This is a genomic window from Rhodococcus sp. BP-316 (assembly GCF_019836105.1).
Lineage (GTDB): Bacteria > Actinomycetota > Actinomycetes > Mycobacteriales > Mycobacteriaceae > Rhodococcoides.
The window spans coordinates 228,052-242,478 of sequence record NZ_JABUEE010000006.1 but is presented as its reverse complement, the minus strand read 5'-3'; the positions used below and the strand labels follow the sequence as shown (position 1 = coordinate 242,478).

Below are 14,427 nucleotides of genomic sequence, written 5' to 3'. Positions count from 1 at the left end.
GAGGGGCACATCATGGCGGGGACGTACACATCCGTGGGGCCGTCGGTCGACGTCACGGGCGAGAAGCCCGATCTGGTCACCATCCTGGCCGATCAGCGCGGGATGCTCGCGATCACGGCGCGGGGAATCACCGATGAGCAGGCGCGTCGGCGCACGACCGTCAGTGAGTTCACGCTCGCCTCGCTGATCGCGCACGTCGCGTCGGTGATCCGCGGGAACGTGACCATGCTCGAGGAGCGCGACGAGAACTCGACCGTCGACTTCTCGGGATCGGGCGAGCCCGAGGTGCCCGAGTCGATCGAACAGGTGCTGGCCGAACTCGACTCCGCCGGGCGAGCTCTCGAGCAGTGCATCGCCGCGCTCGGCAACCTCGACGACCTGATCCCGCAACCCACCGCACCGTGGGCGCCGGAGCGCATCTGGTGGACGGCGCGGCGCGTACTGCTGCACCTGTTGCGCGAGATCGCCCACCACAGCGGGCACGCCGACATCCTCCGCGAGGCTCTGGACGGGCAGTCGACGATGGGTGTGGTGGCGGGTGACATGGGGTTGGAGTTCTAGGCGCGATTGCCGTCCTGGACGCGCACCTCCCCGCAGTTCGCGACCGTCCCGTGCCTGCGCGTACTGCCGAGGGGTGCGCGTCCTTCTGCTGCTGTGAGCGCTGCCCGGAGACGATCGGCGAGAGCCGACGTCGCCAGGTCGTTCCACGTCCACCGTTCGATCCGCCACTCCAGTGAGCGCAACCGGTCCTCGCGCAGTTTCTCGGCGATCACCACATCCGCTGCATCTCCGTACTCGCGGTACTTCGCAAGCCCGTCGAACTCGCCGATCACTCCGTCGAACAGGAAGTCCGGCCGTCCCACGAAGCGTCCGCGCTCGTCGAGGACGTCGCATTGGAGCGCAGGAGCGGGGAGGCCGTGCCGGTGCAGGTAGACCCGGCTCCGAGACTCACCCACGCTCTCGGCGCCACCGTCCATGAAGGCGATGGCCCGCCGCGCCCTGTCGATCCCGCGACGACCGTGCGCTCGGGCCAGCGTCGCAGCCAGATCGTCCGCCGATGTTCGGCGCAGAGCAGCATCGCCGGAGCAGACCGAGGACTCGAACGGCCGACTACAGGCGAGGTCGACCACTGTTCTGGCGAGCGAGGTGACACGCACCCCGTCGACCGTCGTCACGTCGTCCGGGTGCAGTGGCGATGCGTGCACGACGCGCGACGTGCCGGCCCGACCACCGCCGGATCGATTCGCCGTCAGGTGTGCTCGACGATCGATGTCGGGCCACAGGTCGATGCCGTGGACCAGCGCTGCCGAGCTGTGGCTCACCACCAGATCGCTGTCGGAGGAGAGGACGGCGGCGCGTAGCTCGAGCAGTCGGCGGGTGCGGTCGTCGGACAAGTCGGTCGTCGCCGGATCGACGTAGACGCCGCGGCGCACGGGAACGATCGAACCGGACCGGACAGCAGCGCGTACCTCACCGTCGGACACGCCGCGTCGTCGGAGATCGGCTCGGGGGATCAGAGACATGTATCGAAGGGTGCGCGATCCGGCCGTCGAGTCGTCGGCCGTGTTCCACAGGCTGGGGATGGAGAACGTACGCGCACCTCTCGGCGGTTCGCGACGGTCCAGGGCCTGCGCGAACTGCTGCGAGATGCGCGGTCGAGCCCACCCCCGGAGCGGTACTCTCACTCTCGAACCACTGACCTACTTCGGGAGTACTGATGGCCGGCGGACTCGTAGCCCTGCTCGACGACGTGGCAGCGCTTGCCAGGCTGGCGGCGGCGTCGATCGACGACGTCGGTGCCGCGACCGGCAAGGCGACGGCCAAGGCCGCCGGTGTGGTCATCGACGACACCGCCGTGACGCCGCAGTACGTGCGCGGTCTTGCCGCCGAACGCGAGCTCCCCATCGTGCGGCGCATCGCCCTCGGGTCGCTCCGCAACAAGCTGCTCATCATCCTGCCGATCGCGCTGCTGCTCAGCCAGTTCCTGCCGTGGCTGCTGACGCCGATCCTCATGGTCGGCGGTGCCTACCTCAGTTACGAAGCGATGCACAAGATCTGGGGCGCCGTCTCCGGTCACGGCGCTCACGATCACGACGAGGACGGACCTCGCGACGAGGACACCGTCGTCGCCGGAGCCGTGCGCACCGACCTCATCCTGTCCGCCGAGATCATGGTCATCGCGCTCGACACCATCGCCGCCGAGGGTTTCTGGAGCCGACTGATCATCCTGGCCGTCGTCGCCGTGGTGATCACCGTCCTCGTCTACGGCGTTGTCGGTCTCATCGTGAAGATGGACGACATCGGTCTCCGGTTGGCCGACACCTCGTCGGGCATCGCGCAGACCGTCGGGCGCGGCCTGGTCAAGGGCATGCCCAAGGTCATGGCGGTGCTGTCCGTGGTGGGCACCGCGGCGATGCTGTGGGTCGGCGGCCACATCCTGCTCAACGGCATTGACGAGCTGGGCTTCCACCCGATCTACGAGTTCGTCCACCACATGGAGGACGCGGTCCACGACGTCGCCGGTATCGGGGGTGTGCTGGCCTGGATCGTCAACACGCTGGCATCCGCGCTGATCGGTCTCGTCGTCGGCTCCATCGTCGTGGCCGTGATGACCGGGGTGTCCTCGTTGCTGGCCAAGCGTCGCGGTGGGGCTGTCGCACAGGAGCACTAAGCTCTCCTCCCATGGCGGGAGTGTTCGAACGGCTGGTCGGTCAGCACGAGGTGGTCGCCGAGCTGTCCGACGCGGCGGCGGCTGCGCGTGAGGGTGACATCGGTTCCCGCATGACGCACTCGTGGCTGTTCACCGGGCCTCCCGGGTCCGGCCGCTCCATCGCCGCTGTCTGCTTCGCGGCTGCGCTGCAGTGCACGGATCCGGACGTCATCGGGTGCGGCCACTGCCACGCCTGCACCACCACCATGCACGGCACCCACGGCGACGTGCGCCGCATCGTGCCGCAGGGCCTCAGCATCTCGGTCAAGGAGATGCGCGAGGTGGTGCAGATGGCAGCGCGTCGCCCCACCACGGGGACGTGGCAGATCGTGGTCATCGAGGACGCGGACAGGCTGGGTGAGCGCGCCTACAACGCGCTCCTCAAGGCGGTCGAGGAGCCGCCGGCCCGCACCATCTTCCTGCTCTGCGCACCGTCCGTGGATCCGGAGGACATCGCCGTCACCATCCGCTCGCGCTGTCGGCACGTGGCTCTGGTGACGCCCAAGCCCGACGACATCGCGCGCGTGCTGCGGGAGAACGACGGCCTGGACGAGAAGACCGCCGCGTGGGCCGCCTCGGTGGGCGGCGGACACGTGGGCCGCGCGCGCCGCTTGGCGACGGACCCCGAGGCACGCGAGCGACGGCAGCGGGCACTGGGCATCGCCAAGGCGGCGCTCCGCCCCGCCACCCAGTACGCGGTGGTCGAAGAACTGGTGAAGGCCGCCGAGTCCGACGCGGTGCAGATCAACGCCGACCGCGACGAGCGGGAGACCGACGAACTGCGGACGTCACTCGGCGCCGGCGGCACCGGCAAGGGTGCAGCGGGCGCGCTGCGCGGATCCGCCGGCGTGCTCAAGGAATTGGAACAGCGGCAGAAGTCGAGGCGCACTCGTACCGGTCGAGACTCGCTGGACCGGGCACTCATCGACCTCGCCGGGCTGTACCGCGACGCTCTCGCACAGTCGTACGGCGCCTCGTCGACGATGACGCACCCCGACATGGAGGACCAGGCCCGCGGCCTCGCCTCGGTATCGACTCCCGAGTCTTTGCTGCAGTGCATCGAGGCGATCCTCCGGTGCCGCGAAGCGCTGGAGATGAACGTCAAGCCCAAGTTCGCGGTCGACGCGATGGTCGCCACACTGGGCGCGGCGGCCCGCTGACCCCCGTTTTGGGTTCGGGCGGGGGGACCGGTTAAACTTGCGATGGCTCCTCAGGGAGCCACGCCGCCTTAGCTCAGTCGGTAGAGCATTTCACTCGTAATGAAAAGGTCAAGAGTTCGATTCTCTTAGGCGGCTCCACACAGTTCAGAAAAAGCGGCCTCGCGATACGCGTGGCCGCTTTTCTGGTCTCTGATCCCCTGTCCTAGCCGTCGACACTCGTCTGCGCAGGAGCCTGTCGCACCGAGAACAGATTGCCGAACGGATCGAGCAGCTGGCACAGACGTTCACCGGTGAAGACCGTCTTGGGTCCCCGGTGTGCAACCGCTCCGTGGGCTGTCCAGTCCGCGACGATCGCATCCACGTCGGTCACGGTCCAGTAGGCGGAGACTCCTGCCGGCCCGGACGAGTTGTAGTCGTCGTTCTCGTGCAGCGTGAGCCGCACCCCGTCGATGTCGAAGGCCACCAGTGCCCCGCCCCGCTGGATCGGTGTGCGACCCAGCCGGGCGGAGTACCACTCGACTGCGGCCTCGAGATCGTCGACGAAGTAGAAGACGTTGCCGACGGGCCCGAGGGCGAGGGGGGTGGTCATCGGGCGAGGAAGTCGAGGATGTCTGCGTCCAGTGCCTTCTCGTAGTCGCCGTAGATGCCGTGCGGTGCGCCCGGGTACACCTTGAGCGTGCCGTCCCGGACGAGGTCGATGGACTTGAGGGCCGCCGCCGCGATGGGGACGATCTGGTCGTCGTCACCCTGGGCGATGAAGATCGGGACCGTCAGCGCCTTCAGGTCCTCGGTGAAGTCGGTCTCGGAGAACGCCTTCACACAGTCGTAGGCGGCAGCAAGGTTGACGAGCATTCCCTGACGCCAGAAGTCGTCGATCGCGCCCTGCGAGACCGCGGCGCCGTCACGGTTCGCGCCGAAGAACGGCTGCGCGAGGTCCTGGTAGAACTGCGAGCGGTCGGTCAGCACGCCGTCGCGGATGTCGTTCAGTGCCTCGATCGGAGTGCCCTCCGGGTTGGACTCCGACTTCAGCATGATGGGCGGGACGGCGCCGGCAGTGATGACGCGGGCGACGCGGGATCCGCCGTGCTGGGCGGCGTAGCGGACGACTTCGCCGCCGCCGGTCGAGTGGCCGATCAACGTCAGTTCCTGCAGATCCAGAGCCTCGACGAGCTCGGCGAGGTCACGGGCGTAGGTGTCCATGTCGTTGCCGGTGTAGGTCTTGGACGACCGGCCGTGTCCGCGGCGATCGTGGGCGATGGCCCGGTAGCCGGCGTCGGCGAGCAGCTTGAGCTCGACCTGCCAGGCATCCGACGACAGCGGCCATCCGTGGCTCAGCACCACGGGCTTTCCGGTGCCCTGCTCGGTGTAGTAGATCTCGGTTCCGTCGGTGGTGGTGATGTAGGGCATGGCGACCTCCAGGTTTCGTGGGTTCCGATCAGTGGCTGACGACAAGGTTCCTGCACGCCTGACCGGGGGTCGTCACGTCCGGCCGGGGTCTCGCACTACCGGTCGGCCGGTACGCCGAACAGGTGTTCCTCCTTCTCGGTCGTACCGGTCACCGTGTAGGACAGAGCCTCGGTCATCCGCTGGTGATCCGACTCGGTCCAGCGCTCACGGTGCTGCCGCTCGAGATCGCCCCACGACCGGGCGGTGAACTGCTCGACACGCAGAGACGGGTCCTCGCCGTTCCTGAACAGTGCCCAGGAGTACCCGCCGGTCCGGCGGCGAGCTTTCCCGACGGCCGCCATGGCGCGGTCGAAGTCGGTCGTCGAGTCGGGCCGCACCCGGTACGTCACCGAGACGACGACCGGGCCGTCGTCGGGTTCGGGTTCGAACATCACCATCGGTGTCGGCCACGCCGTCGACACCCCGCGCGGCAGCGTGCCGGTGTCGGCGCGCAGAGGCAGGACCGTGACGCTGGCGGCGGTGACCACCAGCAGCACCGCCGAGATCAGTAGCGCCGCAGCGAAACCGACGTGCGACGCGACCAGACCCCAGACGAACGAGCCCAGCGCCTGGGAGCCCATGAACACCAACAGGTAGATCGACATCCCCCGAGCTCTCACCCAGTGCGCGAGAGAGAGCTGAATCGCCGCGTTGAGTGTGGTCAGGGTGGCGATCCACGCGGCGCCCGACAGCAGCAGCAACGGGACGGCCGCGCCGGCGGGGAGGTAGGCCACGGAGACGACGCCGACGGCATAGGTGACCGCGGACAGTGCCAGCACGGCGTTGCCCGACATCGACTGTCGCAACCGCGGGTAGAGCGCCACGCCGGACACTGCGCCGACACCGAGCATTCCCAGGACGAGCCCGTACCCCGACGCGCCGAAGTGCAGGTGGCGCGACGAGGCCAGGGGCAGCAGGGCCCACAGCGCCGATGCCGGGAAGGCGAACAGGGCCGAGCGCAGCAGGATCCGGCGCACGATCGGTGCGGACTGCATGTAGTGCAGCCCGGTCAGCATGGACCTGCCGAGGCGCTCTCGGTCGACGGACCGGTCGTCTGCGGGCCGACGCCACCAGACGAGCGCGCCGATGATGACGACGAACGTCAGGGCGTTGATGGCGAACACCGCGGCGGGTCCGGCCGCAGCCACGATCACGCCGCCGATGGCCGGGCCGACGGCGCGCGCACCGTTCACGGTCACGCCGCCCAGGGCGGATGCTGCCGGGATCTGTTCGGCCGGGACCAGTTCCGGCTGAATGGCCTGCCATGCGGGAGACGACAGCGCGGAGCCGCACCCCAGCAGGAACGTCATCGCCAGCAACATCATCGGGGTCAGCACGTCGGTGAAGGCGAGCACCGCGGTGGCCGTCGCGGCGACGGCGGTGTACGTGCTGATCGCGATCAACAACCTGCGCCGATCGAGCAGATCGGCGAGTCCGCCGGCGAGGAGGGCGAAGAACAAGGTGGGCAGCAGGCTGGCCGTCTGCACGAGGGCGACCACGGTCGCGCTGCTGTTCTGCTCCACCAGGAACCACTGTGATCCCACCGTCTGCATCCACAGGCCGATGTTCGACACCAGCTGAGCGATGAACAGCGTGCGATACACCCTGCCACGCAGCGGCGCCCATGCCGAGGACGAGTGGGTGTCGGGGCCTGCGGCGAGGTCGGCGGTCATGGGTGGACCTTCCGGTCGGTCGATGCGTGCGCGGTGGCGACGATGCCGCCAGGCATATCACGACCACCGGGCGGTGTCGACACGGCGCAGCACGGGTCGTCCATCCGCCTCCTCGCGGTGAGGATGAAGCCCCCGAGCCACATCCTCGACGTGGTCACGGCGGCGTGAGGACCGAATCCACTGCATGCTGGAGAATGGCGGTCGCTCGGTGCAGCGTGGCGGGATCGGTGGGCATCGCCCGGTCCCAGAACAGGCCGTCGAGAACAGTGTTGAGGAACGCGGCGTTCAGCGACTGATCACCCTGTGGCGCTGCACCTTCGGCGGCGAGAATGTCGAGCCACTGCTCGACTCTCCGGTGAGCTTCCTCGGCGAAGGACGCGTAGGCCGCTCGGATGTCTGCGGTGGGTTCGGGTACTGCGAACGCCTCGACGGTGCTGATCAACGCGCGCCGCGCCTGCGCACCGACGGCAGGCACCAGAACCTGCTCGAGGCAGCGCACGAGGCGATCCCGAGCTGGTATCGATCGGTCGTGGATGACGTCGGCGTCCGGTGTCACCACGTCGTAGATCGTGGCGAGAACGGCCTCGCGCAGTGCGCGCTGGGTGGGGAAGTGATGACGGAGAGATCCCATGCTCACTCCGGCGCGCGCGGCGACCGATCGCACGCTGAGTGTCGACGCCGGATCCTCACCGATCATCTCGCAGGCAGCGATGAGTATCCGCGCCCGCGTGTCCGGGCCGGGTTCGTCCGGTGTCGGCATCGCGCCCCTCTGTTCCTCTGCGCACGTTCCTGCTCTGAGCAGGACCGATCACTTGACCAGCACGGTGTGCTAGCACGGTGTGCTAGCGTCGTGGCCATCGTTCGCGACAGTACAGCGTGCTAGTGGCACGGCCGGCGGAAGAGGAGCGAATCATGTTCGATCGAGTCAGGCGCCGCCGCGCGGCTCGTCGGGTGCGACCCGGCGACGGGCGAGCACTGCAGCCGTTCCGATGGTGGCAGTTGCTGGGACGTGCGCTGTTTCATCTCCCACCGTCGGGCCCCCATGAGCCGGAATGGTCCGTCGACATCAGGCACTGGCAGGACCAGGCCTCCGGTTCTGTCACGGCCGATCTGTACAGAGACGGTCTGTGCGAAGCACGGTCGGCACTGCCCGCCGCGTTCCCCGTCGAGGACGGCCGCATCGAGGTCGCGATGAGTGGTTTCGGTGTCAAGCGGTGCCATCTCGTCTCCGCTGACGGGAGCGAGCGGCAGCTGAGCCCCGACCCTCGCTCGGCCGAAGGGCGCCGGGCCCGATTCGACAGGCGGCACCCCGCGGCGAGTTCGGTCATCGGCGTCGTCTCGATCGCCCTCGTTCTCAGCGGAGTCCTGTCGCTCGCGGTGTATCTCGTCGAGACGGTGTCTCGAATTCCGCCGATCGCCGAGTCGGTCGGTGTCATCGCCGCACCGATCGATCTGCCGACGTGGTCGACGGTCGCCTCCACCGTCGGTGCCGCCGTGGGCAGCACGGAACGCGCTCTGCGACTGCGTTATCACTGGCTCGACGCCGCCGGCAACTGATCGGCCGTCGGCCACCCCTGCTACCGAATGGACATCCCGTGAACCGATACGACACGCGTACTGCTGCGGTGGCCGCGATCAGCCTCGTTCTCGTCGGCTGCTCGACGACCTCCACCGCGTCTCAGCCCGATACTGCAGTGCAGCAACCATATTCCATGCCCGACCTCGAGTGGGCCTCATGTCCCGACGACGTCGGTGACCCAGCGGAGGAACCGTCGCGCCTGCAGTGCGCGTCGGTGCCCGTGCCGATCGACTACGACGACCCCGACGCTGGACAGATCGACGTCATGATCTCTCGGCTGCCCTCCCAGAAGCCGGAGGAACGGCGAGGGGTGCTGTTGCTCAACCCGGGCGGCCCCGGTGGTACGGGGCTCGACCAACCGACGTTCCTGGTGAATCGGGGCATGCCGCAGTCCGTGCTGGACAGTTACGACCTCATCGGCATGGACACCCGTGGGGTGGGCCATTCCAGTCCCATCAGCTGCGGCTTCACCGACGACCTGCACTACTACGGCGCAGTCCCGCCGTACGCGTACGACCAGGCTGCCTTCGACGAGCAGGTTCGTACTGCGAGAGAAGTCGCGCGCCGGTGCGCCGCCGAGGACGACGGCCTGCTGCGCCACGTGAGCACCACGAACATGGCGCGGGACCTCGACCGCGTCCGAGCTGCTCTCGGCGAGGACACCGCGAGCTTCCTCGGCTACTCCTACGGCTCGGCGCTGGGCGCGGCCTATGCGTCGATGTTCCCCGAGAGCACCGACCGAATCGTGTTGGACAGCAACATCGGTGACACCCATCTCGATCGAGCCGGGATGCGGCGCTATTCCCGAGGAATGGAAGACACCTTCCCGGATCTCGCCCGGTGGATGGCCGAGCGTCACGACCGATACGGTCTCGGTGCGACCGAGGACGAGGTGCGGGCGACGTACTTCGACATCGCCTCCAGGCTCGATGCCACGCCCGTGAACGGGGTCGACGGTCGCTCGTTCCGTCTGGCCACCTTCGTCACGCTGTACAACCCGGCGACGTACGAGACTGCGGCCGATGCGTGGGTCTCGTACCGGCGACAACTCGCGGCGGGTCAGGGTGGGGACCTTCCGCAGGGGGCTCCGGTACCGTCGGCCGGCGACAACTCGTGGTCCGTCTTCCTGGCGGTCACCTGCAACGACGTCGAGTGGCCGCACGACGTGACCACGTACGAGAATGCCGTCGCCACCGACAGGGTCGACTACCCGCTGTTCGGCGCAGCGGCGGCGAACATCATGCCGTGCGCGTTCTGGGCCCATGCCCCGACCGAACCCCCGGTCTCCATCGACTCCGACGGACCGACGAACATCCTCATCGCGCAGCATCGACGTGATCCGGTCACGCCCTTGCGCGGCGGTGAACTGCTCGACGAGCGCTTCGGAGATCGTTCCCGGCTGCTCACCGTCGACGGCAGTGGGCACGGTGTCTTCGCACTCGGAACCAACCCCTGCGCTCAGGAGGTGGTCACCGACTATCTCGTCGACGGCACCATGCCGGAGAAGGACGCCCAGTGTCCTCGGGCGACGCAGTGAGCACCGGCTGACGCCGTGACATCTGTCATGACCGGTCGATGACAGTGTCACCGTATCCGGTGCACGCAGGCACTGGCAGCGGTCGGTCAGCTCGACGACTCTGGTTGTCGATGAACACATTCGACCGGATCGACCGAGGCGCAAGGAGGGCGACATGGCGAACCCGCCGCACGACAGCACGCAGGACGCACCGACCACCGATGCCGGCGCGAGGGTGGTGGACAGTCTGGGTGGCACCAGCGGCATGATCCGCACCGCGATACCGGTGATCGTGTTCGTCGTCGCGAACGCCGTCTGGACGCTGCCGGTCGCGATCGGCGCCGCGGTGCTCGTCGCACTGGGACTGACCGTCCATCGCGTCCGAGGTGGTGAGTCGATCGCCGGGGCGAGCGGCGGTCTCGTCGGCGTTCTCGCCGCCGGCGCCGTCGCGGCGATGAGTGGCAGTGCGAGCGGCTACTTCCTCCTCGGCATCTGGACCAGCTTGGTGGCCGGCGTCGTGGTACTCGCATCGGTGCTGATCCGCAGGCCGGTGACCGGCCTGCTGTGGAACGCGCTGCACGGCAACCGATATGCCTGGCGACGGAACTCCTCGGTCCGCCGCGCCCACGACGTCGCCACTCTCACCTTCGCGGTGCTCTTCGGTGCCCGGTACCTCGTGCAGGACTGGCTGTACGACACCGACGCCACCGGCTGGCTCGCCGTCGCGAGAATCGCGATGGGTGCGCCGTTGTTCGCGGTCGCCGTGGTGGTCACCGTCTGGGCGTTCCGGCGTTCGACCACGCACTTCGTCGGTTGAGAGACACCACTGACAGACAGCTCGACACCCGCCCCACCAGAGGAAAGGACCTCCCATGACCACTGCTCCCGATCTGATCGCGATCGACGACCTCTTCGGCCCGCCCGCCGCGGTCGGTGCCCGAATATCTCCGGAAGGCAACAGAATCGCCTTCCTCGCACCGTGGAGGAACAGGCTCAACGTCTGGGTGCAGGACATCGCCCCGGATCTCTCCGCCGTGGGTGATGCACGATGCGTGAGCGCTGACGAGACCCGCAGCGTCATGAACTTCCAGTGGACCGACGACCCCCGGTGGCTGCTGTACCTGCAGGACAGCGGAGGCGACGAGAACCACCACGTGTTCCGTGTCGATCTCGACGATCCCCGCAGTCCCGCCGTCGATCTCACGCCGTTCCCCGGCGCTCGTGCGATCGAACTCCTGCCCGTGCACGGGAGGGCAGGCAGCTACACGGTGATGCTCAACGCGCGGAACCCTGCCGAGTTCGACCTCCACAGGATCGACGTCGCGACGGGTGAGATCACCGTGATCGGACGCAGCGCCGGGACGGACCGGTTGCTGATGCTCGCGGAGGACGACACGCTCGTCGAGCAGGAGATGACCGACGACGGCCACCTGCTCCTGTCCCGGGTCACCCCGTCGGGAACACGGAATCCGATCGCGTCGATCGACGCGACGGACTACCCGATCGGGATCACCCCGACTCAGATGACCCCGGACGGTACAGGCTTGTGGATGGGCTCGACCCGCGGCCGCGACCTGACGCACCTCGTGCGCCTCGACCTCGACACCGGCGAGGAGACCGTCGTCGACTCGCACCCGACGTTGGAACTCGACGCAGCCCGCCGCGCTGTCGAACAGACATCGTCGCCCTTGATCTGCGACGCCGAGACCGGCGGCCTGCTCGGGGTGCGATACCTGGGCGAGCGCCAGGAGATACGGGTCCTCGACGAGCGCTTCGGAGAGGTTTTGGCAGCACTCGAACTGCTCTCGGACGGCGATGTCGGCGAACTGTCCTCGGACCGGAGCGGACTGCGCTGGACCGTCAGTTTCGTGCACGATCGGGATCCCGCCGTCACCTATCTCTACGACCACACCACGGGTGCGAGCCGCCAGTTGTTCCGTCCGTATCCGCATCTCGAGCCGACCGCGATGGCGCCGATGGAACCGGTGACCATCGAGGCGCGCGACGGGCGTGCGCTGCCGTCCTTCCTGACGTTGCCTCTCGGCGTCGACCCGACCGCGCTGCCGATGGTGCTGTTCGTCCACGGCGGCCCCTGGTATCGCGACTCGTGGGGTTTCGATCCCGCCGTGCAGATGCTCGCCAACCGCGGGTATGCGGTGCTGCAGGTCAACTTCCGCGGTTCCACCGGCTACGGGAAGGCTCACACCAACGCCGCGGTGGGGGAACTCGCGGGCGCGATGCACGACGACCTGGTCGACGCGGTGGAGTGGGCCGTACAGCAGGGGTACGCCGATCGTGAGCGCGTCGCGATCATGGGCGGCTCGTACGGCGGGTACGCCGCGTTGGTCGGCGCGACCTTCACCCCCGACGTGTTCACCGCGGCGGTCGATCTGGTCGGCATCTCGGACCTCGCCAACTTCATGAGGACACAACCGTCCTTTCTCCGGGCCAGCCTGGTCAACAACTGGTACCGGTTCGTCGGCGACCCGAGTGATCCGGAGCAGGAAGCGGACATGCTCGCGCGGTCCCCGATCAGCCGTCTCGACGCGTCCACGGCGCCCCTGCTCATCGCGCAGGGAGCCAACGACCCTCGTGTCACCAGAGCCGAGTCCGACAACGTCGTCGCCACCCTCCGCTCGTGTGGGGTCCACGTCGACTACCTCGTCTTCGACGACGAAGGACACGGGTTCGTCAACCCCGAGAACACCATCGCGTTCTACCGCGAGGTCGAGCGGTTCCTCGCCCAGCACCTGGGTGGGCGCGAACATTCCGCGAGTCCCTCGTCCGTCCACGCACCGAGCGGGTCGCTGTCGTGAGCCGCAGAACGGCAGGAGTCACCGTGGCAGTCACTGCGCTGGTGCTCGCCGGGTGTGCGCAACCGCGGACCGAGCCGGATCTGAGCAGTGTTCACGACCAGGACGTGGCCTTCGAATCGTGCGACGGGTACGCGGTGACGTCGGCCGATGCCACTGCGTTCGCCGCCGACCCGACCTTCGAGTGCGCTCGCGTGACCGTGCCGTTGGACTACGACGATCCCGACGGTCGGACGGCGCAGATCGCCCTGTTGAAGGCACCCGCGCGGGGTGAGCGAATCGGGTCACTACTGCTCAATCCGGGTGGGCCCGGTGGGCCGGGAATGAGCATGGCCGCCGCGGGTGCGACGACCTTGGCGGACAGTCGCGTGACCGAACACTTCGACCTGATCGGCTTCGATCCTCGCGGGGTCGGTGCGTCGACACCGGCGATCGACTGTTTCACCGATGCCGAGAACGACGCCGGCGAGGCGTACACCACGGTGCTGACCGGCTCGAGAACGCTGACGGAGGACGACTCGCGTCGCCTGGTCGAACGCTGCGCCGAGCGCTCGGGCGGCGACGACGTCCTCTCGGCGGTCGGAACTCGAGATGCCGCGCGAGACATGGACATTCTGCGAGAGGTGCTCGGCGACGAGAAACTGAGCTACCTCGGTCAGAGTTACGGAACGCGACTGGGAGCGGTGTACGCCGAGATGTTCCCTCAGAACGTGCGCGCCATGGTCCTGGACGGCGCCATCGACCCCGCTCAGAGCACGGCCGACCGCAGAGTCGACCAGTTCACCGGCTTCCAGCGCTCGTTCGACGAGATGGCCGCGTCCTGTGCGGCGTCTCCGGACTGTCCGCTGGGCCCCGATCCGAGCAGGGCGGTCGAGAGGTTCCAGGACATCGTCAGGCCTCTCGTCGAGAATCCCATCGTCACCGAGAGCGGTCGGCGCCTCGACTTCGACGCTGCATACGGAGCGGTGGTCGCGGGACTCTACGACTCGACGGTGTGGCCTGTCATCATCCGAGGGATAGCCGAGGTCACTGCGGGACAGGGAGACACGTTGCTGAAGATCCTCGACGTGTTCGGCGGCCGCGACGAGGACGGCACCCACCCCAACTTCAGCGAAGCGCTCTACGCCGTCAATTGCATGGACGAGGACCGCAACACACCGGAGGAGGAAGTCGAGCTCAAACGGAGAATTCAGGAGATCGCGCCGTTCACGGACGCGGGACTCGGTCCGGAGGGAGCTCGTGATCCGTGCGAGTTCTGGCCGGCCGAGCCGACACTCGGAATTCCCTACGCACGGGATGTCGAGGGCGTTCCCGACACTCTGACGATCTCGATCACGGGTGATCCGTCCACGCCCTACGAAGGAGGTGTGAACCTCGCGGACACTCTGGGCGGAACGCTGCTCCCCGTGGACGGCGAGCAGCACACCGTCGCGATCTCCGGTGCGAATGCCTGCGTGAACGAGATCGTGGCCGACTATCTCGTCGAGCTGGCCACACCCGAGGCAGGGACTCGCTGCACCCTCTGAACGC

General features: G+C 67.9%; 13 protein-coding genes and 1 tRNA gene. 9 read left to right on the top strand and 5 right to left on the bottom strand.

Annotation, left to right across the window (positions count from 1 at the left end; genetic code table 11):
* Positions 1-12 precede the first annotated feature (12 nt).
* The gene (locus HQ312_RS13810) at positions 13-561 is read left to right on the top strand and encodes a DUF664 domain-containing protein (protein ID WP_222638933.1); all 549 of its coding nucleotides are present in this window, start codon (positions 13-15) and stop codon (positions 559-561) included.
* Here HQ312_RS13810 and HQ312_RS13805 read toward each other — a convergent pair.
* Positions 558-1,685 (bottom strand): type IV toxin-antitoxin system AbiEi family antitoxin domain-containing protein, encoded by a 1,128-nt coding sequence (locus HQ312_RS13805; protein WP_222638932.1) that lies wholly within the window; start codon positions 1,683-1,685, stop codon positions 558-560. The two genes, HQ312_RS13810 and HQ312_RS13805, sit on opposite strands and share 4 nt — an antisense overlap.
* 32 nt (positions 1,686-1,717) lie before the next feature.
* On the opposite strand from HQ312_RS13805, the gene HQ312_RS13800 reads away from it, so the two are divergent.
* From HQ312_RS13800 to HQ312_RS13790, 3 genes are all read left to right on the top strand, one after another.
* The gene (locus HQ312_RS13800) at positions 1,718-2,671 is read left to right on the top strand and encodes a DUF808 domain-containing protein (RefSeq protein WP_222638931.1); all 954 of its coding nucleotides are present in this window, start codon (positions 1,718-1,720) and stop codon (positions 2,669-2,671) included.
* An 11-nt stretch (positions 2,672-2,682) separates the two neighbouring features.
* Positions 2,683-3,870 carry a DNA polymerase III subunit delta' gene (locus HQ312_RS13795; RefSeq protein ID WP_027506716.1) on the top strand — a complete coding sequence of 396 codons (1,188 nt, stop codon included), beginning with the start codon at positions 2,683-2,685 and terminating at the stop codon, positions 3,868-3,870.
* 62 nt (positions 3,871-3,932) lie between these two features.
* Positions 3,933-4,008, top strand: a tRNA-Thr gene (locus HQ312_RS13790).
* A 64-nt stretch (positions 4,009-4,072) separates the two neighbouring features.
* Here the strand turns inward: HQ312_RS13790 and HQ312_RS13785 are convergent.
* From HQ312_RS13785 to HQ312_RS13770, 4 genes are all read right to left on the bottom strand, one after another.
* Positions 4,073-4,459 carry a VOC family protein gene (locus tag HQ312_RS13785; protein WP_222633218.1) on the bottom strand — a complete coding sequence of 129 codons (387 nt, stop codon included), beginning with the start codon at positions 4,457-4,459 and terminating at the stop codon, positions 4,073-4,075.
* On the bottom strand, positions 4,456-5,277 hold the full coding sequence (locus HQ312_RS13780; RefSeq protein WP_222638930.1) for an alpha/beta fold hydrolase: 822 nt from the start codon (positions 5,275-5,277) through the stop codon (positions 4,456-4,458). Before HQ312_RS13780 ends, HQ312_RS13785 begins: the two co-directional genes overlap by 4 nt.
* A gap of 95 nt (positions 5,278-5,372) precedes the next feature.
* The gene (locus HQ312_RS13775; RefSeq protein WP_222638929.1) at positions 5,373-6,989 is read right to left on the bottom strand and encodes an MFS transporter; all 1,617 of its coding nucleotides are present in this window, start codon (positions 6,987-6,989) and stop codon (positions 5,373-5,375) included.
* 154 nt (positions 6,990-7,143) lie between these two features.
* A complete protein-coding gene (locus tag HQ312_RS13770; RefSeq protein ID WP_222638928.1) occupies positions 7,144-7,749 on the bottom strand; it encodes a TetR/AcrR family transcriptional regulator in 606 nt (201 codons plus the stop codon).
* Between the two features lie 152 nt (positions 7,750-7,901).
* Between HQ312_RS13770 and HQ312_RS13765 the strand changes: the two genes are divergently transcribed.
* The 5 genes from HQ312_RS13765 to HQ312_RS13745 all read left to right on the top strand — a co-directional run bounded on the left by HQ312_RS13765 (position 7,902) and on the right by HQ312_RS13745 (position 14,423).
* Complete coding sequence (locus tag HQ312_RS13765) at positions 7,902-8,546, top strand: hypothetical protein (RefSeq protein WP_261781762.1); 645 nt, start codon at positions 7,902-7,904, stop codon at positions 8,544-8,546.
* Between the two features lie 38 nt (positions 8,547-8,584).
* Positions 8,585-10,105, top strand: a complete 1,521-nt coding sequence (locus HQ312_RS13760) for an alpha/beta hydrolase (RefSeq protein ID WP_222638927.1) — start codon at positions 8,585-8,587, stop codon at positions 10,103-10,105.
* 154 nt (positions 10,106-10,259) lie between these two features.
* On the top strand, positions 10,260-10,901 hold the full coding sequence (locus tag HQ312_RS13755; RefSeq protein WP_222638926.1) for a DUF3159 domain-containing protein: 642 nt from the start codon (positions 10,260-10,262) through the stop codon (positions 10,899-10,901).
* A gap of 55 nt (positions 10,902-10,956) precedes the next feature.
* Positions 10,957-12,900 carry a S9 family peptidase gene (locus HQ312_RS13750; protein ID WP_222638925.1) on the top strand — a complete coding sequence of 648 codons (1,944 nt, stop codon included), beginning with the start codon at positions 10,957-10,959 and terminating at the stop codon, positions 12,898-12,900.
* Positions 12,901-12,923: 23 nt separating this feature from the next.
* Entirely contained in the window at positions 12,924-14,423 is a 1,500-nt protein-coding gene (locus HQ312_RS13745; protein ID WP_308123892.1) for an alpha/beta fold hydrolase, read from the top strand.
* Positions 14,424-14,427: the final 4 nt, after the last annotated feature.